Source organism: Streptococcus uberis, from assembly GCF_900475595.1.
Lineage (GTDB): Bacteria > Bacillota > Bacilli > Lactobacillales > Streptococcaceae > Streptococcus > Streptococcus uberis.
In genome coordinates this window covers 1,270,918-1,294,488 of sequence record NZ_LS483397.1, presented here as the reverse complement: position 1 = coordinate 1,294,488, position 23,571 = coordinate 1,270,918, and the positions used below count along the sequence as shown (strand labels likewise).

The following is a 23,571-nucleotide window of genomic DNA, read 5'->3' as shown; positions in this document are numbered from 1 at the left end:
TTATTATATGAGTCCATAGTGTTTTAAACCAAAAATGATACCATCTTCGGTATTTTTATGTGTGATAAATTCAGCTAATGCTTTTAATTCAGGGATTGCATTTTCCATTGCAACAGGGTGATCAACTGCTTTAAGCAGGTCTAAATCATTTCCGCCATCACCAAAACCATAGGTAGGAATATCTTTTAGTCCTAAATAGTCTTTTATAATCTGAACACCAGTTCCTTTATGAAATCCTTTTTTAACCACATCGATAGAAAATGGGCTATTGCGTAAGAAGCGAAGATTAGGTACAGCCTCTTGATACAAATGATCATTTTCTTTATTGGAGCCACCAACTAATATCATGTTAACATCTTGTGTCAAATAATAGCTATCATCAATTCGTGGAAGAGGACCATGAAAATAGTCAAAATGCTTTTTGAGGCCATCTGATAAGTCAGCTAAAACCAACTCTTCAGGGGTGTAAAAGGCAATACTTTCGCCTAAACTTCTCGCCAATTCTAAAGTTTTTTGGATATCTTTTTTATCAATGGTTTGCGTAGAGATAATGGTTCCATCAACCTCAACGACCATGCCGTTTAACATAGCCACTGATTGAATACCTGACTCTTCAAGCACATTATCTAATTCTTCTACAGAACGGCCTGTTGCGATAACTGGTAGATATCCGTTAGCCTTTAATTGGTCCAAAGCTTTGCGATTTTCGGGACTAACTTGGGAAACAGCATTTAACAAAGTGCCATCCAAATCAAAAAAAACTATTCCTTTATAAGTCATCGTATGAGATACCTTCACATTTTCTAAAATTTTTAAGTGATCATGTCACTGAGATTATTTTACCATTATTTTGGTATAAAAACCTTTTCATAACTTATTTCCTATCTTTTTGAAATGAATTGTGTTAAACTAAACTAGTTGTCAAATGGACGACAAGAATATACAGGCTTATAAGGCAGCTTCGCACTGCTTTTTTAGAAAAGAGAAACATTTGAAATTTACAGAATTTAACTTATCAGAAGACATCCAATCAGCTGTTGTAACAGCAGGTTTTGAAAAAGCATCTCCAATTCAAGAGATGACGATTCCATTAGCATTAGAAGGTAAAGATGTCATTGGTCAAGCTCAAACAGGTACTGGTAAAACAGCCGCATTTGGACTACCAACCTTGAATAAGATCCGTACGGATGAGAACATTATCCAAGCACTCGTTATTGCTCCAACTCGTGAACTTGCTGTTCAGAGTCAAGAAGAACTTTTCCGTTTTGGTCGAGACAAAGGTGTTAAAGTTCGTTCCGTTTATGGCGGATCAAGTATTGATAAACAAATTAAAGCCCTTAAATCAGGCGCTCATATTGTTGTTGGTACACCAGGTCGTTTATTAGATTTGATTAAACGTAAAGCATTAAAACTTGATCATGTTGAAACATTAATTTTAGACGAAGCTGATGAAATGCTTAACATGGGCTTTTTAGAGGATATTGAAGCGATTATTAGTCGCGTTCCTTCAGAACGTCAAACTTTACTATTTTCTGCAACTATGCCAGCTCCTATCAAAGAAATTGGCGTTAAGTTTATGAAAAATCCAGAACATGTTCAAATTAAAAATAAAGAATTAACAAACGTTAACGTTGAACAGTTTTATGTTCGTGTTAAAGAACAAGAAAAATTTGATACCATGACGCGCTTGATGGACGTTGATCAGCCAGAACTTTCAATTGTTTTTGGTCGTACAAAGCGTCGCGTTGATGAAATCACCCGTGGTTTGAAATTGCGTGGTTTCCGGGCAGAAGGTATTCATGGGGACCTTGATCAGAATAAACGTTTACGTGTTATTCGCGATTTCAAAGGCGACCAAATTGATATCTTAGTTGCCACTGACGTTGCTGCGCGTGGTCTTGATATTTCAGGTGTAACACATGTCTATAACTATGACATTACACAAGACCCTGAAAGCTATGTTCACCGAATTGGACGTACTGGTCGTGCGGGTAAAACTGGTGAGTCAATTACATTCGTTTCACCAAATGAGATGGGTTACTTATCCATGATTGAGAACCTAACCAAGAAACAAATGAAACCATTAAAACCTGCAACTGCTGAGGAAGCCTTCCAAGCTAAGAAAAAAGTTGCTTTGAAAAAAATTGAACGTGATTTTGCGGATGAAGCTATTCGTTCAAATTTTGATAAATTCAAGGCGGACGCTTTAAAATTAGCTTCTGAATTTACGCCAGAAGAATTAGCCTTATATATCTTGAGCTTAACTGTCCAAGACCCGGCTGATTTACCTGAAGTTGAAATTGCTCGTGAGAAACCATTGCCGTTTAAATATGTCGGTGGTGGCCATGGTGGTGGTAAAAAGGGTAATAAAGGCGGACGTGGTAGAGATAATCGTGGACGTGGTGGTCGTGACAACGATCGTCGCGGTGGTGGTTATCGAGGTAAGCGTGATGATAAACGTGAAGGGCGTTACAGAGATAAACGTGACGACAACGGCGGTAACCGTGATTTTAAACGCAAACCAAAACGTAATGCCAATGACTTTTTCAACAAAGAGAAAAAGTCATCACAAAAGGACTCTGGATTTGTCATCAGACACAAAGGGGAATAATCTAAAAAAGGGAATTGAACACGTTTTCAATTCCTTTTTTCTTTTAGCTTTGTTTCCTTTTTGGGAATGAATCTGTTATAATGGTAGCAACCATTTTTGGTACTTTTTAAGAAAATTAGGAGGAAGATTGGGATGTCTAATGCCAATCACCCGTCTTTTGATAAAGCAACAAAAGCCGGTTTTGTTATTGCACTTGGGATTGTTTATGGTGATATCGGAACTAGTCCGTTATACACCATGCAGTCATTGGTTGAAAATCAAGGCGGTTTGACTCAAATGACCGAGTCGTTCATACTTGGTTCGGTTTCCTTAATCTTCTGGACCTTGACATTGATTACGACTGTCAAGTATGTCTGGATTGCTTTGAAAGCTGATAACCATAAAGAAGGTGGTATTTTTTCACTTTACACATTGGTTAGAAAAATGTCCAAATGGTTAATTATTCCAGCTATGATTGGTGGTGCTACCTTACTTTCAGATGGTGCTCTGACCCCTGCCGTAACTGTTACATCGGCCATAGAAGGGTTAAAAGCAGTACCTGGTATCAATCATATCTATGAAAATCAAACGAATGTTATCATTACAACCTTGGTAATTTTGTTGTCTCTATTTAGCATTCAACGATTTGGTACTAGTTTAATTGGTAAATTATTTGGTCCAGTTATGTTATTATGGTTTAGTTTTTTAGGACTAAGTGGACTTTTTAATAGTTTAGGAAATTTAGAAATCTTCAAGGCAATAAATCCGTACTATGCATTACATTTGTTGGTGAGTCCTGAAAACCATCGTGGAATCTTTATTCTAGGCTCAATTTTCCTCGCAACAACTGGTGCTGAAGCACTTTATTCAGATTTAGGCCATGTCGGTCGTGGTAACATCTATGTAAGTTGGCCATTTGTAAAAGCTTGTATTGTTTTATCTTATTGTGGACAGGGTGCCTGGATTTTATCTCATAAAAATAGTGGTATTGAACTTAATCCATTCTTTGCTTCTATTCCAGAGAATTTTAGAGTTTACGCTGTCATTTTGGCAACTTTAGCAGCCATCATAGCCTCTCAAGCCCTGATTACAGGATCTTTCACTCTTGTTTCAGAAGCTATGCGACTTAAAATTTTCCCACTCTTTAGAGTGACTTATCCAGGAGAAAATTTAGGTCAACTCTATATACCTGTTATAAACTGGGTACTTTTCTTAATCACGTCTAGTGTCGTTTTATACTTTAGAACTTCAGAGCACATGGAGTCAGCTTATGGTTTAGCTATTACCATTACTATGCTGATGACAACTATCTTATTGAATTACTTCTTGGTAATGCGTGGAATGAAGTCTATCTTGGCTCATCTTATTATGGCTTTCTTTGCAGCATTAGAATTTATTTTCTTCTGGGCTTCAGCTGTTAAATTCTTTCACGGTGGCTACGTGGTTGTTATTATTGCATTTACCATTATTTCTTTAATGTTTATTTGGCACCAAGGAACAAAGATTGTTTTCAAATATGTTAAATCTTTGAATTTATTGGATTACAGAGATCAAATCAAAGCTTTGCGTGATGATACCTCAATTGATTTGTACCAAACAAATGTGGTATATTTAACAAATCGTTTGCAAGGCAATATGATTGATAAATCTATCTTGTACTCAATTCTTGATAAACGTCCAAAAAGAGCCAAAGTTTATTGGTTTGTTAATGTAAAAGTGACCGATGAACCTTATACAGCTAAGTATAAAGTTGATATGATGGGAACAGATTATATGGTCAAGGTAGAACTTTATCTCGGATTTAGAATGCCACAAACCGTTCCCCGCTATTTGAGAACCATTGTTCAAGACTTAATGGAAAGTGGTCGTTTACCAAAACAAATTCAAGAGTACTCAATTTCCAAAGGTAGAGAAGTAGGTGACTTCAGATTTGTGATTATTGAAGAACGTGTATCACAAGCTCGGCAGTTAACAGGATTTGAGCGCTTTATCATGCAAACCAAGGCAAGTATCAAACATTTTACAGCAACACCAACCCGTTGGTTTGGTTTACAATATTCAGAAGTAAAAGTGGAATTAGTCCCATTAATCCTATCTGATATCTTAAAACTACCAATCAAAGAAATTGAAACACCTGCTGAAAATTCATAAAAAGATTGAGAACAAAAGTTCTCAATCTTTTTTTTGCTGTTCTGAAATATAGGCTAATTTTTGGGCTCGGCTTTTTCTTTTTTTGAAAAGGGCTTCAGCACTCATGGCCTCTTGTTTACTATTGAAAGCTTCTACATACAGCAGCTTAACTGGTAATCTTGCTTTTGTATATTTTGCACCTTTTCCAGAATTATGTGTTTCAAGTCGTTTATTGACATCAGTTGTATATCCAGTATAGAGTGTTTTATCAGAACATTCTAGTACATACATAAATGCTTTTGCTTCCTTCATGTTTTGCTCCTACTCGTGATTATTTTGAAGGTGAGAACATTCAGACATCAGTATTAGTCATTGCTTTCTCTTGATCAGAAACATCTCCAAAATATAGACGACGAATATGTTGCGTATAGTCACCATTTTCTTCATGAACAACTAAGGGTGGTAATAGTTTAAAACCGTCTATTGATCCATCTTTAATAGCTTCAATAAGAAGCATATTTGCCTCTTTACCTATTTTGGGGTAAACAAATTGAACGCGCTTTGGCACTAAACCATGCTTTCTCATGGTATCTAAAATTTCAAGGAAGCGACTTGGTCTATGAACCATTGCTAGACGTCCATTTGATTTCAAGGCATGACGGCTAATGTGACAGATCTCATCTAAATTTGTAGTTAGTTCATGTCGAGCTAAAAGGTAATGTTGAGAAATGTTTTTTTTGGAACTCTCAGTAGCTTTGAAATATGGTGGATTACATAAAATAAGATCTACACCCGATCTTGGAACATGATCGAGAAGGTTTTTTAAGTCATCACAGATCATCGAAACTTGATCATCTAATTGGTTTAACCTGATAGATCGTTGAGCCATTTCAGCCAATCTTTCTTGGAGTTCAATTTCAATAATCTTTGCCTTTGTTTTAGTACTGGCAAAAAGGCCAACTGCTCCATTTCCAGAACATAGGTCAACAATAAGACCTCTAGATGGAATATTAGGAAATCGCGACAATAAGACACTGTCAATGGAATAACTAAAAACTTCTTTATTTTGAATGATCTGAACATTACTAGAAAAAAGCTGATCAATTCTTTCTCCAGGTTTTAAAACTATTTCTGTCATAGCTATTATTATAGCAAAAAATAAAACTAGGTGATAGCAGAATGAATGTGCTAGATCTTCCCCTTTTCCATCGCCCTTTTTCATGATACAATGTTGGGTAGAAATAGTTAAAGGAGATAATAGTGTTTTATACTTATCTAAGAGGCTTGGTCGTTTTTATCTTATGGGTTGTTAATGGTAATGCCCATTATCACAATGAAGATAAAATATTACCAGCTGATACCAATTATATTCTTGTAGCTCCTCATCGAACGTTTTGGGATCCGGTTTATATGGCATTTGCAGCTCGCCCAAAACAATTTATTTTTATGGCTAAGAAAGAACTTTTTACAAATCGTATTTTCGCTTGGTGGATAAAAATGTGTGGTGCCTTTCCAATTGATAGGAAAAATCCAAGTCCAGATGCCATTAGATATCCAGTAAATGTCTTAAAAAAGGAAAATCGTTCATTAGTGATGTTTCCAAGTGGTAGTCGCCATTCACAAGATGTAAAGGGAGGAGTAGCTGTCATTGCGAAAATGGCCAAAGTAAAAATTATGCCTGCAGCCTACCTTGGACCAATGACTATGAAAGGGTTGATTAGAGGTGAGAGAGTTGATATGAACTTCGGAAATCCCATTGATGTTTCAGACATTAAACGAATGAATGATGAAGGCATTTCAGAAGTCGCTCGACGTATTCAAACGGAATTTGATAGATTAGATAAGGAAATGGCTCCATTTCAATCTGGGAAAAAACCAAGTCTATTTTCCTATATTTATCGTATACCCTTAGCAATCATTTTGATTTTAGTGTTACTTGCCACCATACTTTTTTCCTTTATTGCAAGTTTCGTATGGGATCCAGACAAACATCGTTTTTAAAATCATCTAAAAAGATGGTTTTTTTTCATTTATTTTCGGATAGATAAATGAGGTATTAAAAAATGAACGATATAACAGATCACATAAAACAATTTTTGCTATCATTCAAAGAAAAGAAACTAGGTATTTTATTAGCTATTGTTTCTTTAGTTTTGATAATATGTCTAACTTTCTTTTTTAAAATTAAAGAAGACGACAAAAAAGTTACTTTACCAAGACAAATGAATCTGACGGAAAATTTGTCAACTACTGCTCAAAACGATAGGGAGGAGGAAAAAACGAATCCCGAAATGGAAACCATTATGGTTGATATAAAAGGAGCAGTGGTAAAAGAAGGTGTTTATCAATTACAAAGAAATAGTCGTGTGACAGATGCTATTCAGATAGCTGGAGGGTTGAGGGATGATGCTGATCCTAATGCAATAAATTTAGCACAAAAATTAAGTGACGAAGCTATCCTATATGTTGCTAGAAAAGGAGAGAACAAATCAATTATTGATTCTCAGGGTCAGCAGTCATCGTCAATAGAACAGGGTGGACAAAGGGATCAGAAGGTAAACATTAATAAAGCGACAATTGAGGACTTACGAAAGATACCTGGAATAGGTGAAAAAAGAGCGCAAGAGATACTAGATGCTAGAGATTCAAAAGGTGGGTTTAAAAGTATTGATGACTTATTGACTATCTCTGGGATTGGGCAAAAAACCTTGGAAAAAATTAAGAATGACATCATTATTGACTAAGTTTTTCCCAATTCCCATTCCACAGTTTTCTTTGCTGTGCTTATTGGTCTTTTTTGCTGTACATTTCCCAAACAAAATCAGTGTTTGCTTATTCTTATCAGCTTTGGTTGTCGCCTTCAAACATAGGGCATTAAAAAGAAATGTAAAGCTTTCTTGTCTTCTTATGTTATTTGCCTCATATGTTTATTTCACCAAATCTTATCAGGAGAGTCAATTCAGGCAAGAACCAACACGAATCGAATCTGTTATCTTAGTTCCAGATTCTGTTGTTATAAACGGTGATAGTCTATCTTTTAAAGCAAGAAAAGGAAAAAATCATTTTCAAATTTTTTACCAATTGAAGAACAAAAAAGAGCAAGACTTTTTTAAGAAAAATAATCAGCTGTTACAAATCAGTGGAAGTATTGAACTCAAAAAAGCTGAGAGGAAACGCTACTTTAATGGTTTTGACTATCAGGACCATCTGAAAAATCAAGGAATCTATCGAATTGGTCGTTTGAAAGAGATAAAATCAATTAGCGTTCGAAAAGCTGAAAGTTTTTTCGATTATTTAGCTATTTGGCGTCGATATGCCATAGTAAGGAGTCAAGTTCAGTTTCCTAAGCCCATGTCTGATTACATGACTGGATTATTATTTGGGTATTTGGATAAATCATTCTCTGAGATGACAGAAATTTATAGTCAATTAGGAATCATACATCTTTTTGCCTTGTCAGGAATGCAGGTATCCTTCTTTTTAAATCTCTTCCGAAAGGGATTAATCTTAAGTTGGATTCCAAGAGACTTTTATCCTATTTTAGAATTATGTTTTTCGATTATTTATGCTGGTTTAACAGGTTATAGCATTTCAGTATTAAGAAGTCTATTGCAGCGAAATTTGGCAAATATGGGTTTGAAAGGAAGTACAAATTTATGCCTGGCTTTTCTCCTAATGTTCTTGATATCTCCTTTTTTCCCATTAACCATCGGCGGAGTCTTGTCCTTTGTCTATGCTTTCCTTTTAACTCTCCTTCCCTCTGAAAATACATCAGGATTAAAAGGAAAAATTTTAGGGCTTTTTTACTTACAATTGGCCACTATTCCTTTTTTAATCTTATTTTTTTCAACATTTCACCCAGTATCAATCATTTTAACACTTATCTTTTCTTTTTTATTCGATATCCTTATTCTTCCCTTGCTTACTTTTATTTTTCTAATAAGTCCAGTATTGACCGGTTACCACCTTAACAGTTTATTTCAAATGTTAGAAAAAGTCATGGTCAATGTAGTTGAATTGTTTCCTCATCCCATTATTTTTGGTCAACCACCTATTTTAGTCTTTCTCTCACTTATCTTTATAGTTGCATTGATAATGGCTTTTGCTAATCGAAAAACCTATCTCCTGTCATTTTTGATAATTTATTTTTTCCTTTTAAAAACGATTTCAATTCCCTTTGAAAATGAGATATCAATTGTGGATGTTGGTCAAGGAGATAGCATTCTTCTGAGAGATAAAACTAATAAAACGCTCTTAATTGATGTTGGTGGCACAGTAGCTTTTCAAGGAAAAGAAGATTGGCAAAAAAGAAGCAGCAATGCAAATGCAGAAAGAACCTTAATTCCATATTTAAAATCAAGAGGCATTAAAGAAATTGATCAATTACTCTTAACACACATTGATACTGACCATGTTGGAGACTTGGAAGTGGTGGCAAAGTCATTTAAAATAAAAGAGATTCTTGTTAGTGAAGGAAGTTTAACAAATAGTAATTTCGTTCATCGTTTGTCAAAATTAGGGAATCCCGTCACCGTCTTAAAAGTTGGTAATAGTATTGATATTATGAATGGAAAGCTATACCTCATTTATCCATGGAAAAAGGGAGATGGTCGAAATAATGACTCACTTGTTTTATATGGAAAACTCTTAAACAAGTCCTTCCTTTTTACTGGTGATTTAGAAAAGGAAGGAGAAGATGCTATACTAAAAAGATACCCTTCAATGAAGATTGATTATTTAAAAGTTGGACATCATGGTTCTAAAGGGTCATCTAGTAACGATTTTCTAAAAGTCCTCAAACCTAAAGTGGCATTTATTTCGGCGGGAAAAGACAATAGGTTTCATCATCCTCATAAAGAGACCTTAGACAGGCTTATAGAGAATCATGTTGAAATACTAAGGACAGATCAAGAGGGGACTCTACGCCTCACAGGGACTCATCAGTGGCGCTTGGAGAGAACGCATCCGAATTTAGATAAATAGATAGGCTAAACATTTTCTGATAGAAGATGATATAATAAAGTTATGATTGCTATAGAGACTATTGAAAACATGACTAAAGACAATTTAGGGCTTATCACAGTTATTACCGGTGAAGACCTTGGTCAGTATAGTCAAATGAAGGAACTCTTTTTAAAGAGAATTGCATTTGATAAAGAAGATTTGGCTTATTCCTATTTTGACATTTCCGATAATCAGTTCCAGCAGGCTGAAATGGATTTGCAAAGTTTGCCTTTTTTTGCAGATTACAAGATTGTCTTATTTGACCAGCTTTTAGATATTACCACTCAAAAGAAAAGTTATCTTAATGAGAATGACTTGAAAGACTTGGAGGCTTACCTCGAAAATCCATTGGAAACAACACGCTTAGTCATTTTTGCACCGGGTAAATTAGATGGAAAAAGACGATTGGTAAAACTCTTAAAACGAGATGCGACTCTTTTTGAGGCGAATCCATTGAAAGAACATGAATTAAACAATTATTTTCAGAAGTATAGTCACAAGTTAGGCTTATCTTTTGAAAGTGGTGTTTTTGAAAAGTTACTTCTTAAATCAAGTGGTGACTTTAGTGATATGGTAAAAAATCTTCATTTCTTAAAAACATATAAAAATGATGGTATCATAAGCCTCGATGATATTGATGAAGCTATTCCAAAAACACTGCAAGACAATATTTTTGATTTATCGCGTTATGTTCTTCAAAAAAATATTGATGCTTCAAGACAATTAGTGCATGATTTAAGACTTTCTGGTGAGGATGACATCAAGTTGATTGCAGTATTGTTAGGTCAATTTAGACTGTATTTACAAATTGCTATTTTGAGTCAGGATGGGAAAAATGAACAGCAAATGGTTCTCGCCTTATCCGATTATCTTGGCAGAAAAATAAATCCCTATCAAGTGAAATATGCTTTAAGAGATTCTCGAACACTTTCAATACCCTATTTGAAGAGTCTTGTCAAAATTTTAATTAAGACGGATTATCAAATAAAAACAGGTTTATATGAAAAAGAGTATCTCTTTGATTTAGCTCTTTTAAAAATGATGACTAACACGTATTTGTAAGGATTATGGATTTAAAATGTACTAATCAAAATAGTTGAAAGGTCCCTCTTTTTGCGATACTATAGACTTATAAATAAAGGAAAAGAGGACTAAGTTATGGCAATTATTTTACCTGACCTTCCATATGCATATGATGCTCTTGAGCCACAAATTGATAAAGAAACAATGACTCTTCATCATGACAAACATCATGCGACATATGTTGCTAATGCCAATGCTGCGCTTGAAAAACATCCAGAAATTGGTGAAGATTTGGTGGCGTTATTATCTGATGTGTCATCAATTCCAGAAGATATTCGTCAAGCTCTTATCAATAATGGAGGCGGACATCTTAACCATGCACTTTTTTGGGAACTTCTTTCACCTGAGAAAACAGAAATCACTTCGGAAGTAGCTTCTGCTATTGATGAAGCATTTGGTTCTTTTGATGCATTTAAAGAAAAATTTACAGCAGCAGCAACGGGACGTTTTGGATCTGGTTGGGCTTGGTTAGTTGTCAATAAAGAAGGAGAACTTGAAGTAACTTCAACTGCAAACCAAGATACACCAATTTCTGAAGGTAAACAGCCTATTTTGGGTCTTGATGTATGGGAACATGCTTATTACTTAAATTATCGTAATGTACGTCCAAATTACATTAAAGCTTTCTTTGAAATTATTAATTGGAAAAAGGTTGATGAGCTTTATAAAGCAGCAAAAGCGTAAAAACAGCATAATATCAATCTTGGTCGAGCTTTGCTCGGCTTTTTTTAATTCAACTTCAAAGTTTTTGTAATAAAAATGAAATAAAAATGTTCGAAAAATGCAATATTTACTTGATTTTTTATTAAAATGAGATAAAATATCATTTAGAGGGGAATGAGATTGCAAATGATGACATTTTTAAGAAAAATCAATTCGACTAAAGTCCTAATTTTTTTATGTGTCAGTTTATTTTTAGGGCTCGTTGTAACTGTTTCAGCATTCGAAAAAAAGAAAGACAGTCACGTTCAACAAGTTCCTTTGGTTCACAAAAAGAAGCCAAAAAAAACATTTAAAAAGAGCAAAGAAGCTAAGCAGGCTGTTATGGAAGAAGACTTAGCACGCATGGACTCCTTGGGACTTTACTATGATTATCCTAATTTAAGTTTAGTGGACACCGTCAAGGCTTATCTTGATGAATTTGGTATAGCTCATGATCAGATTGCGTTTTCTTACAAGGACATTGAGACGGGAAAGACCTTTTCGATGAATGATACACAACCTATGACTGCTGGTAGTACCTATAAACTTCCATTAAATATGTTGGTTGTGGACGCAGTAGCAAAAGGCAAATACACAATGGACCAACGATTCGATATTACACAGACTACCTACGAATACGAAAAAGAACATGAGGCTTATGTAGGGCAGTTTGCAGGTGCTATGTCTATTCCTGAAATGCAAGAATATTCTTTGGTTTATTCTGAGAACACTCCAGCCTATGCACTCGCAGAACGACTTGGTGGAATGGAAAAAGCATATCAAAAACTGGGTAGATATGGTAAATCAAAAGCTACAATTAAAACCATTCAACAAAATGGAAATAAAACAACTAGTGATTACTACATCCAAGTATTGGACTATTTGTGGAAACATCAAGAAAAATACCAAGATGTCTTGTATTATATTGGGGAATCTTTTCCAAATCAGTATTATAAGACTTACTTACCTGATTTAACAATCTATCAAAAACCGGGTTATGTCAGAGAAGCTCTTAATGTGGATGCCATTGTATGTGAGAAAAGCCCTTATTTAATTGCGCTTTATTCAAAAAATTTAGGTGGTAGTACAGAAGAATCTGAGGAGATTTCAACTTTAGGCTATAACCAGCTAGTTGCTTTAACCTATGTCATTAATGAATGGCACCGCGTTAATATGAATAAAAACTAAAACCGTAAGATAATCTTTTATCTTACGGTTTTTGATATCTTATTTAACAAACATAGCATCTCCAAAACTGAAGAATCGATATTTTTCATTTACAGCATGTTGATAGGCCTCTAAGACAAATTCTCTTCCAGCAAATGCTGAAACAAGCATGACAAGGGTAGATTTTGGTAAATGGAAATTCGTAGAAAAGGCATCCACTACTTTAAATTGGTAGCCGGGTTTGATAAAGATATTTGTCCAGCCAGAATCAGCTTGGATGTCCCCATCAAATTTGGTACCAATTGTTTCTAAAGTGCGGATTGAGGTTGTTCCAACTGCAACCAATCGTCCGCCATTGGCTTTCACTTGGCGTAATGTTTGCGCAGCTTCTTCTGAAAGATGGTAAAATTCTGAATGCATTTCATGTTCGTCAACACTGTCCACAGAAACGGGTCTGAAAGTTCCTAATCCAACGTGTAAGGTTAGGTAAACGAGATGAACACCTTTATCTTTAATTTTTTTAAGTAAAGCCTCAGTAAAATGCAAGCCAGCCGTTGGCGCAGCTGCAGATCCATTTTCTTTAGCATAAACTGTTTGGTAACGTTCAGAATCCTCTAGTTTCTCATGGATGTATGGCGGTAAAGGCATTTCCCCTAAGCTCTCTAAAACCTCTAAAAAAATACCAGAATAGCTAAACTCAACGATACGGCCACCGTGGTCCAACTCTTCGATGACAGTAGCTGTCAAACGTCCGTCTCCAAAGCTAACTTTACTGCCAACTTTAAGGCGTTTAGCTGGTTTTGCTAGTACTTCCCATTGATCCTCTTTGGTATTTTTTAGTAAGAGCAATTCCACATGTCCATGTGTATCTGGTTTCTCACCATGAAGCCTAGCAGGTAGGACACGCGTGTTATTCATAACAAGTGCATCACCGGGGTTTAATTGGTCAACAATCTGATCAAAGTGGCTATCTGTCATTTCTTTTGTTTGATGATCAATGATTAAAAGTCTGGAACTATCGCGTTTTTCTAATGGTGTTTGTGCAATGAGTTCCTCTGGTAAATCAAAATCAAAATCGTTTGTATGCATAACTTCTCCTTAATGGGTTTGACAGTGGATTAACTTTCAAACCAAATCCTTATCATTATAACACTTGTCTACGGCTACGTCATTAATATGTTACTAAAAAAGAGAGAAGAAGCTTGACAAAAATTGGTATATACCATATAATAAAAATATAAAAGGTCTATACCAATAAAGGAGATACAAATGAAAGTTATTCGTGTAAAAAATCAAGAAGAAGGCGGACAAGTTGCTTTTTCACTTTTAAAAGAAAGTTTAGCCCATGGTGCAAAAACATTAGGATTGGCTACTGGAAGCACTCCTCTAACATTCTATAAAGAAATTGTTAAGAGTGACCTCTCTTTTTCTGACGTGACAAGTATCAATTTAGATGAGTATGTTGGCTTGCCAGTTGAACATGACCAAAGCTATGACTACTTTATGCGTGAAAACCTCTTTAATCATAAACCCTTTAAGGAAAATTATTTACCAAATGGTTTGGCCAAAGATTTAAGTGCAGAAGTTAGCCGTTACGATAATCTGATTGCGGAACATCCTATTGATTTTCAAATTCTTGGCATTGGTAGAAATGGTCATATTGGTTTCAATGAACCAGGAACTCCCTTTGATATTCGCACGCATGTGGTTGATTTGGAAGAGTCTACTATCGAAGCTAATAGTCGTTTCTTCGCAAGTAAAGAGGATGTACCAAAACAGGCAGTTTCAATGGGGATTGCTTCCATAATGGGATCAAAAATGATTGTTTTAATGGCTTTTGGTAAGGAAAAAGCTTACGCTGTAAAAGAAATGATTACAGGTCCAATTACAGAGTCACTTCCAGCAAGTGTTCTCCAAAACCATGATAATGTTGTTGTTATCGTTGATGAAGAAGCAGCTTCCGAGCTTGATTAACCTGACAGAAATAATTTGTTCAAAGAGTTGAGTTTTCTCAACTCTTTTTATGTTACACTAAAAACATGAGATTGGATAAATTATTAGAAAAAGCAAGGATTGGCTCTAGAACAGAAGTCAAAAAAATGATTAAAAATCAGAAGGTTGTGCTTGATGAAAAAATAGCTCAGTCTATCAGTCAAAATGTTGATACTGGATTTCAGGAACTTATCGTCGATGGGAAAAAAATTGAAGGTTATTCCCATCACTATTTTTTAATACATAAACCTCAGGCTATGTAACAGCTCGTTTGGACCAAAATCATCCGACACTTTTTGATCTTTTGAAACCTGAAGATCGAGTAGAAGGGCTATACCCAGTGGGGCGGCTAGATCGGGATACAGAAGGCCTTGTCTTGGTAACGGATAATGGTCCTCTTGGTTTTAGGATGCTTCATCCTAGTCATCATGTCGAAAAAACCTATTATGTAGAAGTTAATGGTTTTTTAGGAGAAGATGCTCCTTTATTCTTCAGATCAGGAATTGTTTTTTTAGACGGTACTGTATGTAAACCTGCGGTCTTAGAAGTTATTAATTGTCAACAAAACCTGTCAAAAGCCTATCTAACCATTTCAGAAGGGAAATTCCACCAAGTTAAAAAAATGTTTTTGTCCTATGGTCTCAAAGTAACCTACTTAAGACGTGTCAGTTTTGCAGGGCTTTCTTTAGGAAACCTACCTTTAGGAAAGTATCGTCCTTTAGATTGGAATGAGAAACTGAAATTGATTGCATTCTTTGATTAGAATCTTCATGAAATAATTCACAATCCTTGAAAAATTAGGGGAGTATCTATATACTTGTAAAGTAACTTTTTATAAGGAGATAGATATGAACAACCCTATAGTAAAGAAATTGTCCTTGTTATCAATTTCTCTTTTCCTCATGTCGCATCTTGCGATTGCCCCTGCTATTCCTAAACTATTCAAGTACTATCATACACATAATCCCCATATTGGGTTAGCTTCCGTTGAGAGCTTAGTGACCTTACCCGCAATGATGATCACCTTGTTTGTGATAATTAGTAACTTAGTTGTTGCAAAATTGGGTCAGAAAAAAACAGTTCAGCTCGGACTGATTTTGATCTTGTTATCTGCTCTTATTTCTTTTTTTGCTAAATCATTTCCTCTTGCTATGATTGGTCGTTTAATCCTTGGAATTGGTATTGGACTCTATAATTCTCTATCGATTAGTATCATTAGCGATTACTATGAAGGTGAAGAACGCGCAAGTATGATTGGTTTTCGTACGGCGACCCTAAATATAGGTAAAGCTTTGACAACTTTTATGGTCGGTTTAGCTTTGATGATTGGTGTTAATTACACTTATTTGGTTTATCTCTTGGTTATTCCGGTTTTCTTCCTATTCACAAGATTCATCCCTTCAAAAGACCATGATGTTTTACCGATAAAGAGTGCGAGTATTTTTAACAAAAGTGTCTTACTCTTAATGTTAATAACCTTTTTTGTAGGGATTTCATACATTGGTGCGACCATTAAAATTCCTACTTTGCTTGTCAATAAATATGGCTATTCAAGTTTTTTTGCAAGTAATGTTTTAACGATCTTAGCATTTTCAGGTATCTTTATTGGTTTGATTTTTGGACAATTAACAAAAATTTTTAAAGTTAAAACCATGCTATTAATGATTCTATTAATGGGACTCGGAAATTTACTTTTTACCTTTAGCAATCATACTGTTATTTTTTATATTGCTGCAATTTTGATTGGTTCAAGCTTTGTTGGTACCATGTCATCTGTTTTTTATTACATTGCAAATCATTTTGAAAAAGAACATAATCACTTTGTTACCAGCTTAGCAATTACTGCTGGAAATATTGGTGTTATCATGACGCCTTTGCTTCTAACGAAACTTCCTGCACAATTCCGTTTGGAATCATTCGTGACACCCTTTTATATCACTGCAATTTTGATGGTAATAGTAATAGTTGTCTATGCTTTACTTGAGAAAGATTAAGAGACCGTTGAGCTCCCCAATTTGGGGAGCATTTTTCGAATAGATAGATAGTGACAGAAAGTGAGGAAGATCAGAGTGTTAACAGCATTGGATTCTGAGGGGAAATTGTGTCATCTTTTAGGTGAGTTTCCTCTTTCAAAGGATTATTTTTGCCCAGGGTGTGGGCAAAGCTTATGTCTAAAAAAGGGAAAAGTCATGCGTCCTCACTTTGCTCATAAGCATTTAAGGGATTGTCACTTCTTTTCTGAAAATGAATCGGTAGAGCATTTACAATTAAAAGCAACTTTATACAAGATCATCAGCAAAACAGAAGACGTCCGTATTGAAAAGGTTTTTCCTGAGTTTGGACAGATAGCTGATTTATGTATTAATCATAAATTAATTTTAGAAGTTCAATGTAGCCCTTTACCCATCGACCGCTTAATTGAGAGAACAAACGCATACCATCGTGAAGGGTATATGGTTTATTGGCTTTTAGGTAAAAAACTTTGGTTAAGAAAGAAATTAAATCACCTGCAAAAACAGTTTTTAGCCTTTTCTTGGTTTATCGGTTTTTATCTTTGGGAACTAGATTTAGAAAAAGAAGAACTCCGACTACACTATATGATTCATCAAAATTTATTTGGAAAGCTGTGCTATTTAACCAAAAGATGTTCCTTTAAGGACAATATTATGGCTTTTTTAAGACTCCCTTTTCAAAAAAGCTGTGCTTCAAAAATGACTCTTCACATGGATCAAGAGGTGATAGGTAAAATCAAAAAATCTTTATGTCGTAGAGACAAATCTTGGCTTAAGCGACAAGAAGATGCTTATCTTCAAGGTAAGAATTTATTAACAGAACCTCTAGAAACCTTTTATCCTCAAATTAGACCACCCTTTTCCGACATTCCATTTTGTCAGATTCATGAAAATTTACAGTCATATTATGAATCTTTTGATCGTTTTTATCAGAAAATGAAAGATAAAAAAGTGCAAACGCTTTATCCTCCATTCCTTTATGTTAAAATAAAAGAGAACTAATAAATTGGAGGTTGCCATGACAGATCAAGCAAGTCAAATAGAAGAAAAGTATACATGGGATTTAAGTACCATTTATCACAGTGATGAAGACTGGGAAACTGATTTTGAACAAGTAAGTAAGGAGGTGGAAGCAGCAAAAAGTTTCGCTGGACACCTACTGGATTCAAGTCAACAATTATTAGAAATTACTGAAGTAGAACTGAATTTGGCAAGACGTATTGAAAAACTTTATGTTTATGCTCATATGAAAAATGATCAGGATACAAGAGTATCAAAATACCAAGCCTATTATGCTAAGGCATCTGGGCTTTATGCTTTATTTAGTGAAGTTTTCTCATTTTATGAGCCTGAATTGATGACGATTTCAGAGGAAGAATTAGCAGAATTCTTCAAAGAGGAAGAAGGTCTAGAATTATACCGACATTTTTTTGAGCGTTTATTAAAAAATAAGTCCCATGTTCTCTCTCAATTAGAAGAAGAGTTATTAGCGGGTGCCCAGGAAATTTTTAATGGTGCTGAGGAAACATTTAGTGTTCTTGACAATGCCGATATTCTCTTTCCAGTGATTAGAGACGAAAATCATCAAGAGGTTGAAATTACTCATGGCAATTTCATTCATTTAATGGAATCTAAAAATCGTAATGTCAGAAAGTCTGCCTATGAGGCGCTTTATTCAACTTACCAACAATTCCAACATACCTATGCCAAGACACTACAAACCAATGTGAAAGTACAAAACTACAAAGCTCGTGTTCATCACTATGACTCAGCCCGTCAGGCAGCTATGTCTGCTAACTTTATTCCTGAAAAGGTCTATGATACTCTTATTGAAGAAGTGAACAATCACTTGCCTTTATTGCACCGTTATTTGAAATTGCGACAAGAAGTACTTGGTTTAGATAGCTTGAAAATGTACGATGTTTACACTCCATTATCAGAAATGACGATGACATTAAGCTATGATGAGGCTTTGGAAAAAGCTGAAAAAGTTCTTCAAATCTTTGGAACAGAATACAGTGATATTGTGCATCAAGCATTTACTGAACGATGGATAGATGTCCAGGTCAAGAAAGGTAAAAGATCAGGAGCTTATTCAGGTGGCTCTTACGATACCAATGCCTTTATGTTATTAAATTGGCAAGATAATCTAGACAACTTGTTTACCTTAATTCATGAAACAGGTCACAGTTTGCATTCGGCTTTAACACGTAAATATCAACCATATGTATATGGTGACTATAGTATCTTCTTAGCAGAAATTGCCTCAACTACAAATGAGAATATTTTAACAGAGGCACTCTTAAATGATGTTGAAGACGAGAAACAACGTTTCACTATTTTAAATCATTATTTAGATGGCTTTAGAGGAACCATTTTCCGTCAGACACAGTTTGCAGAATTTGAACATGCGGTTCATCTTGCTGACCAAAATGGGGAAGTTTTGACCAGTGATTACCTCAATCATCTTTATGCTGATCTAAATGAAAAATACTATAATCTTCCGAAAAAAGAAAATAGTTTTATTCAGTACGAATGGGCAAGGATACCACATTTTTACTATAATTATTATGTTTATCAATATGCTACTGGCTTCGCTGCAGCAAATTATTTAGCTCATCAAGTGGTTCATGGTAGCGATGAAGATAAAGAAAATTACCTCAATTATTTAAAATCTGGAAACTCGGATTATCCACTTAATGTTATCAAAAAAGCAGGAGTGGATATGACAGATGGAACTTATTTAAAAGCAGCTTTTAAAGTTTTTGAAGCTCGACTGAATGAGCTAGAAGAATTAGTGGCAAAAGGGGTTCATCTTAAGGCTTAAGGAGATGTTCTTCAAATAAGAACTATTGTTCAAGAGAAAAGGGAGAAAATAATGACAAAATATGTTATTTTTGATATGGATGGCGTGATTGTGGATTCCGAATACACATTTTTAAGCAGTAAGACACAGATGTTGTTGGATAGAGGTATCGATACTGATGAATCTTACCAATATCAGTTTATGGGGACCACCTTTGATTACATGTGGAGGGTCATGAAAGAGGAATGCCATCTGGAAGATTCAGTCGAAGATCTGATTCTCGAAATGAATCACCGTCGTGAAGAAATGATTCAAAAGGATGGTGTGAGACCAATTGAAGGCGTTATTGATTTTATTACCAAATTGAAGGAGAATGGCTATCAATTAGCAGTAGCGTCCTCGTCGCCAAAAAGTGATATTGAAAGAAATTTAAAGGAATTAGGCATTTCTAATGCGTTTACTGTTAAAGTAAGTGGAGAGGAAGTCGCTCATTCCAAACCCGAACCGGATGTCTTTTTAAAAGCAGCTGAATTGTTAGGTGCTAGTCCAGAAATATGTACCGTTATCGAAGATACAAAAAATGGGAGTCGTGCTGCAAAAGCTGCCGGTATGACCTGTATTGGTTTTGCAAATCCTGACTATCCAAAACAAGATTTATCTTCTTGTGATCACATTGTTCAGCAGTTTCAAGATATCTATAGTTTCTTTTTCTAGAATATACGGAAAAAACTTTGCAAGCATTTTTTTTGACAAATATATCAAAGTTTAATAAACTGAAAACCTAACGTAAACAACACAATAAACATAAAATGTTCGTTTCTGTAGAAAGAGGTTCTTGGTGAAAAAAACTAATCGATATCTTGTTGCTACTGCTGGAGTGATTTTTCATTTGATGCTAGGCTCAACATATGCTTGGAGTGTTTTTAGAAATCCAATTATGACTGAAACAGGCTGGAGTCAATCCTCTGTAGCCTTTGCATTTTCATTAGCTATTTTTTGTCTTGGAATGTCAGCTGCTTTCATGGGCAAATTGGTTGAAAAGTTTGGTCCAAGATTGACAGGTAGCCTATCTGCCTTCTTATACGCAGGTGGAACCATGTTAGCTGGCTTGGCTATTCAAAATCATGAATTAGGCTTGTTATATTTGGGATATGGTGTCATCGGTGGTTTAGGTCTAGGGTCTGGTTACATTACTCCAGTCTCAACCATCATTAAGTGGTTCCCTGATAAGAGAGGTTTAGCAACTGGTTTAGCGATTATGGGATTTGGTTTTGCTTCTCTCTTGACTAGTCCTGTAGCTCAATCACTGATTTCTTCAAGAGGTTTGGTCAACACATTCTACATCTTAGGTTTGATTTATTTTGTGGTTATGTTACTTTCTGCTCAATTTATTCAAAAACCAAGTGATAGTGAGTTCCAACAATTAGTTTTAAAAGCTAAAGATCAAAAACATACAAATCTAAGTCAAGGAATGTCCGCAAAAGAAGCATTGAGAACAAAAGAGTTCTACACTCTTTGGCTAATCCTTTTTATCAATATTTCATGTGGTTTGGGTCTCATTTCGGTGGTTGCTCCAATGGCACAGGATGTTGCAGGAATGTCAGTGACTACAGCAGCAATGGTTGTCGGTGTGATGGGGGTTTTCAATGGATTTGGGCGTCTGTTTTGGGCTAGTCTTTCAGATTTCATTGGAAGACCAATGACCTTTATCGTTCTTTTTATGGTCAATATCATGATGTCTTTCCTATTGTTATTTTTCCAAATGCCATTCATTTTTGTATCGGCAATGGCCATTTTGATGACATGTTATGGTGCTGGTTTCTCATTAATACCACCATATCTTAGTGATATTTTTGGCGCAAAAGAATTAGCAACACTACATGGCTACATTTTGACAGCTTGGGGGATTGCTGCTTTGGTCGGTCCAATGCTATTGTCAATTACTTTTGAATGGACACATAGCTATTCTACTACCTTACAATTTTTCATTGCCCTTTATGTGATAGCCTTATCAATTACTATTTGGTTGAGAGTAATGTATGCTAGAAGACAGACAGTAATAGATTAATACTTATAAGATTCATTCAATGGGGATTTAATCATATGAATAATGAAAACCACTAATTATTGAGTTAGTGGTTTTTTGTTTCAAGAGCAGTCCTTCACTATTCTTGACACTGTTTGAGGAACTGTGATATGCTAAATCCATGGTTAAATCTTATAGCGAAAATGCAAATCACAACATGCGTCGTCCGGTTGTGAAAGAAGAAATCGTATCATTTATGAGGACGAAACAAAAGCAAAATGAGTCATTTTTAGCAGAAATTGAAGCTTTTGCAAGGCAAGAAAATATTCCAATTATTCAACATGAAGTTGTAGCCTATTTTAGGGTACTGCTACAAACTATACAGCCTAAAGCTATTCTGGAAGTTGGGACGGCCATTGGTTTTTCAGCCCTTTTGATGGCAGAAAATGTTCCGACGGCATCCATTACCACGATTGATCGCAATCCAGAAATGATTGAATTAGCAAAGAAAAATTTTGAAAAATACGATAGTCGTCATCAGATTTCGCTTTTAGAAGGTGATGCAGCAGATATCCTATCAACATTGAACCAAGAATTTGATTTTGTTTTTCTAGATTCTGCGAAATCGAAATACATTGTTTTTCTTCCAGAAATATTACGGAATCTTAAGGTTGGTGGCATTATTATTATTGATGATGTTTTTCAAGGTGGTGATATTGCTAAACCTATTGAAGAAGTTAGAAGAGGTCAACGTACGATTTACCGTGGTTTGCATAAACTTTTTCAAGCGACTCTAGACCATCCAGATTTATCAGCTAGTTTGATTCCACTCAGTGATGGTTTGTTAATGATTCGTAAGAATAAAGAGTTTGTAGACCTCGTAGATTAAGTAATTTTTAAGAAATTGTGTTATAATAATGAGGTTAAAGATTAAAAGGAGTCTAACATTACATGAATACATCAAAAAAAATTGTTACGGGATTTGTAACGCTTGCATCTGTCCTTACCCTTGCAGCATGTTCTTCAACAAGTGACAATACAAAAGTAGTTACCATGAAAGGTGATACCATTACAGTAACTGACTTTTATAATGAAGCTAAAACGTCAACAGCGGCACAACAATCCATGTTGAGTTTGATTTTATCACGTGTCTTTGAAAAAGAATATGGTAAAAGTGTCCCTGAGAAAAAGGTTGAGGAATCTTATAATAAAACGGCTAAGCAGTACGGTTCTTCTTTCTCTGATGCTTTAGCACAGGCAGGACTGACAACGGACACCTATAAAAAACAAATTCGCACTACAATGTTAGTTGAATATGCGGTAAAACAAGCTGCCAAAAAAGAACTAACAGATGATAATTATAAAAAAGCTTTTGAATCATATACCCCTGAAATGACAACACAAGTTATTGCTTTTGATGATGAAGAAAAAGCCAAAAAAGTTTTAGAAGAAACAAAAGCTGAAGGTGCTGACTTTGCTAACATCGCAAAAGAAAACACGACTGAAGCCAATAAAAAAATTGATTACACCTTTGATTCAGCCGACACTGTTTTACCAAGTGATGTCATTAAAGAAACAGCAAAATTAAATGAAGGTGAAAAATCAGCTGTTATTACAGTTATGGATTCAAGAACTTATCAGAAAAAATTTTATGTGGTTCATTTAGTCAAGAAAGCTGAGAAAAAAGCCGATTGGAAAGAATACAAATCACGACTAAAAGAAATCATTATGAATGAAAAGGAAAACGACAGTAACTTCCAAAACAAAGTGATTTCAAAAACTTTAGATAAGGCAAATGTTAAAATTAAAGACAAAGCCTTTGCAAATATCTTGTCACAATTTGCTTCTAATAAAAATAATACCAACAATGCTTTAACAAGTTCAGTAGGGAAATAAAGGCAAGTCGTTGACCGAAATGAAAAAAGACTGTATAATAAGTTAGTTAAGAATTGTTTGTCAGGGATTGGATACAGAAAAATGACGGTTGCTGAAAGTCATGGAAAATCCGATAAACATGCTACTTAATTGTTACAATCGAAAATATGATAAAGATAATGAC

At 35.1% G+C, this 23,571-nt stretch carries 20 protein-coding genes and 1 pseudogene; 17 read left to right on the top strand and 4 right to left on the bottom strand.

Annotated elements, in window-relative coordinates:
• Positions 1–3: 3 nt before the first annotated feature.
• Entirely contained in the window at positions 4–780 is a 777-nt protein-coding gene (locus tag DQM95_RS06700) for a Cof-type HAD-IIB family hydrolase (protein ID WP_037591802.1), read from the bottom strand.
• Between the two features lie 211 nt (positions 781–991).
• Between DQM95_RS06700 and DQM95_RS06695 the strand changes: the two genes are divergently transcribed.
• Positions 992–2,611 (top strand): DEAD/DEAH box helicase, encoded by a 1,620-nt coding sequence (locus tag DQM95_RS06695; RefSeq protein ID WP_037591803.1) that lies wholly within the window; start codon positions 992–994, stop codon positions 2,609–2,611.
• A gap of 132 nt (positions 2,612–2,743) precedes the next feature.
• Complete coding sequence (locus DQM95_RS06690) at positions 2,744–4,741, top strand: KUP/HAK/KT family potassium transporter (protein WP_046389518.1); 1,998 nt, start codon at positions 2,744–2,746, stop codon at positions 4,739–4,741.
• A gap of 21 nt (positions 4,742–4,762) precedes the next feature.
• Here the strand turns inward: DQM95_RS06690 and DQM95_RS06685 are convergent, their stop codons facing one another.
• Both DQM95_RS06685 and DQM95_RS06680 read right to left on the bottom strand, forming a co-directional pair.
• On the bottom strand, positions 4,763–5,032 hold the full coding sequence (locus DQM95_RS06685; protein WP_012658723.1) for a GIY-YIG nuclease family protein: 270 nt from the start codon (positions 5,030–5,032) through the stop codon (positions 4,763–4,765).
• 40 nt (positions 5,033–5,072) lie between these two features.
• Positions 5,073–5,858 carry a tRNA1(Val) (adenine(37)-N6)-methyltransferase gene (locus DQM95_RS06680; RefSeq protein WP_111685980.1) on the bottom strand — a complete coding sequence of 262 codons (786 nt, stop codon included), beginning with the start codon at positions 5,856–5,858 and terminating at the stop codon, positions 5,073–5,075.
• Positions 5,859–5,980: 122 nt separating this feature from the next.
• On the opposite strand from DQM95_RS06680, the gene DQM95_RS06675 reads away from it, so the two are divergent.
• From DQM95_RS06675 to DQM95_RS06650, 6 genes are all read left to right on the top strand, one after another.
• Positions 5,981–6,721: a lysophospholipid acyltransferase family protein gene (locus DQM95_RS06675; protein WP_012658721.1), complete on the top strand. Its 741-nt coding sequence runs from the start codon at positions 5,981–5,983 to the stop codon at positions 6,719–6,721.
• A gap of 62 nt (positions 6,722–6,783) precedes the next feature.
• Positions 6,784–7,464: a helix-hairpin-helix domain-containing protein gene (locus tag DQM95_RS06670; RefSeq protein WP_012658720.1), complete on the top strand. Its 681-nt coding sequence runs from the start codon at positions 6,784–6,786 to the stop codon at positions 7,462–7,464.
• Positions 7,445–9,703 (top strand): DNA internalization-related competence protein ComEC/Rec2, encoded by a 2,259-nt coding sequence (locus DQM95_RS06665; protein WP_111685979.1) that lies wholly within the window; start codon positions 7,445–7,447, stop codon positions 9,701–9,703. Before DQM95_RS06670 ends, DQM95_RS06665 begins: the two co-directional genes overlap by 20 nt.
• A gap of 42 nt (positions 9,704–9,745) precedes the next feature.
• The gene (gene holA, locus DQM95_RS06660) at positions 9,746–10,786 is read left to right on the top strand and encodes a DNA polymerase III subunit delta (protein ID WP_012658718.1); all 1,041 of its coding nucleotides are present in this window, start codon (positions 9,746–9,748) and stop codon (positions 10,784–10,786) included.
• A gap of 96 nt (positions 10,787–10,882) precedes the next feature.
• On the top strand, positions 10,883–11,491 hold the full coding sequence (sodA, locus tag DQM95_RS06655; protein WP_037591808.1) for a superoxide dismutase SodA: 609 nt from the start codon (positions 10,883–10,885) through the stop codon (positions 11,489–11,491).
• Between the two features lie 165 nt (positions 11,492–11,656).
• Positions 11,657–12,697 carry a serine hydrolase gene (locus DQM95_RS06650; RefSeq protein ID WP_037592486.1) on the top strand — a complete coding sequence of 347 codons (1,041 nt, stop codon included), beginning with the start codon at positions 11,657–11,659 and terminating at the stop codon, positions 12,695–12,697.
• A 39-nt stretch (positions 12,698–12,736) separates the two neighbouring features.
• Here DQM95_RS06650 and queA read toward each other — a convergent pair whose 3' ends face one another.
• A complete protein-coding gene (gene queA / locus DQM95_RS06645; RefSeq protein ID WP_012658715.1) occupies positions 12,737–13,765 on the bottom strand; it encodes a tRNA preQ1(34) S-adenosylmethionine ribosyltransferase-isomerase QueA in 1,029 nt (342 codons plus the stop codon).
• A gap of 180 nt (positions 13,766–13,945) precedes the next feature.
• On the opposite strand from queA, the gene nagB reads away from it, so the two are divergent.
• From nagB to prsA, 9 genes and pseudogenes are all read left to right on the top strand, one after another.
• Positions 13,946–14,650 carry a glucosamine-6-phosphate deaminase gene (gene nagB / locus DQM95_RS06640; protein WP_037591809.1) on the top strand — a complete coding sequence of 235 codons (705 nt, stop codon included), beginning with the start codon at positions 13,946–13,948 and terminating at the stop codon, positions 14,648–14,650.
• 65 nt (positions 14,651–14,715) lie between these two features.
• Positions 14,716–15,431, top strand: a pseudogene (locus tag DQM95_RS06635) (pseudouridine synthase).
• Positions 15,432–15,516: 85 nt separating this feature from the next.
• A complete protein-coding gene (locus tag DQM95_RS06630; RefSeq protein WP_037591810.1) occupies positions 15,517–16,662 on the top strand; it encodes an MFS transporter in 1,146 nt (381 codons plus the stop codon).
• 75 nt (positions 16,663–16,737) lie between these two features.
• Complete coding sequence (locus DQM95_RS06625) at positions 16,738–17,682, top strand: competence protein CoiA (protein ID WP_037591812.1); 945 nt, start codon at positions 16,738–16,740, stop codon at positions 17,680–17,682.
• A 16-nt stretch (positions 17,683–17,698) separates the two neighbouring features.
• Positions 17,699–19,507 (top strand): oligoendopeptidase F, encoded by a 1,809-nt coding sequence (pepF, locus tag DQM95_RS06620; RefSeq protein ID WP_037591814.1) that lies wholly within the window; start codon positions 17,699–17,701, stop codon positions 19,505–19,507.
• A 51-nt stretch (positions 19,508–19,558) separates the two neighbouring features.
• The gene (locus DQM95_RS06615; protein WP_037591816.1) at positions 19,559–20,200 is read left to right on the top strand and encodes an HAD family hydrolase; all 642 of its coding nucleotides are present in this window, start codon (positions 19,559–19,561) and stop codon (positions 20,198–20,200) included.
• Positions 20,201–20,324: 124 nt separating this feature from the next.
• Positions 20,325–21,554, top strand: coding sequence for an L-lactate MFS transporter (locus DQM95_RS06610; RefSeq protein WP_037591817.1), 1,230 nt, complete (start codon positions 20,325–20,327; stop codon positions 21,552–21,554).
• 139 nt (positions 21,555–21,693) lie between these two features.
• Positions 21,694–22,401: an O-methyltransferase gene (locus DQM95_RS06605; RefSeq protein ID WP_037591818.1), complete on the top strand. Its 708-nt coding sequence runs from the start codon at positions 21,694–21,696 to the stop codon at positions 22,399–22,401.
• A 62-nt stretch (positions 22,402–22,463) separates the two neighbouring features.
• Complete coding sequence (gene prsA / locus DQM95_RS06600) at positions 22,464–23,408, top strand: peptidylprolyl isomerase PrsA (protein WP_037591820.1); 945 nt, start codon at positions 22,464–22,466, stop codon at positions 23,406–23,408.
• The last annotated feature ends 163 nt before the right edge of the window (positions 23,409–23,571 follow it).

Excerpts from the sequence above, each read along its gene's own strand:
- DQM95_RS06700 (WP_037591802.1), bottom strand. The coding sequence starts at position 780 with ATGACTTATAAAGGAATAGTTTTTTTTGATTTGGATGGCACTTTGTTA.
- DQM95_RS06690 (WP_046389518.1), top strand. The coding sequence starts at position 2,744 with ATGTCTAATGCCAATCACCCGTCTTTTGATAAAGCAACAAAAGCCGGT.
- DQM95_RS06685 (WP_012658723.1), bottom strand. The coding sequence starts at position 5,032 with ATGAAGGAAGCAAAAGCATTTATGTATGTACTAGAATGTTCTGATAAA.
- DQM95_RS06680 (WP_111685980.1), bottom strand. The coding sequence starts at position 5,858 with ATGACAGAAATAGTTTTAAAACCTGGAGAAAGAATTGATCAGCTTTTT.
- DQM95_RS06670 (WP_012658720.1), top strand. The coding sequence starts at position 6,784 with ATGAACGATATAACAGATCACATAAAACAATTTTTGCTATCATTCAAA.
- DQM95_RS06665 (WP_111685979.1), top strand. The coding sequence starts at position 7,445 with ATGACATCATTATTGACTAAGTTTTTCCCAATTCCCATTCCACAGTTT.
- holA (WP_012658718.1), top strand. The coding sequence starts at position 9,746 with ATGATTGCTATAGAGACTATTGAAAACATGACTAAAGACAATTTAGGG.
- sodA (WP_037591808.1), top strand. The coding sequence starts at position 10,883 with ATGGCAATTATTTTACCTGACCTTCCATATGCATATGATGCTCTTGAG.
- DQM95_RS06650 (WP_037592486.1), top strand. The coding sequence starts at position 11,657 with ATGATGACATTTTTAAGAAAAATCAATTCGACTAAAGTCCTAATTTTT.
- queA (WP_012658715.1), bottom strand. The coding sequence starts at position 13,765 with ATGCATACAAACGATTTTGATTTTGATTTACCAGAGGAACTCATTGCA.
- nagB (WP_037591809.1), top strand. The coding sequence starts at position 13,946 with ATGAAAGTTATTCGTGTAAAAAATCAAGAAGAAGGCGGACAAGTTGCT.
- DQM95_RS06630 (WP_037591810.1), top strand. The coding sequence starts at position 15,517 with ATGAACAACCCTATAGTAAAGAAATTGTCCTTGTTATCAATTTCTCTT.
- pepF (WP_037591814.1), top strand. The coding sequence starts at position 17,699 with ATGACAGATCAAGCAAGTCAAATAGAAGAAAAGTATACATGGGATTTA.
- DQM95_RS06615 (WP_037591816.1), top strand. The coding sequence starts at position 19,559 with ATGACAAAATATGTTATTTTTGATATGGATGGCGTGATTGTGGATTCC.
- DQM95_RS06605 (WP_037591818.1), top strand. The coding sequence starts at position 21,694 with ATGGTTAAATCTTATAGCGAAAATGCAAATCACAACATGCGTCGTCCG.
- prsA (WP_037591820.1), top strand. The coding sequence starts at position 22,464 with ATGAATACATCAAAAAAAATTGTTACGGGATTTGTAACGCTTGCATCT.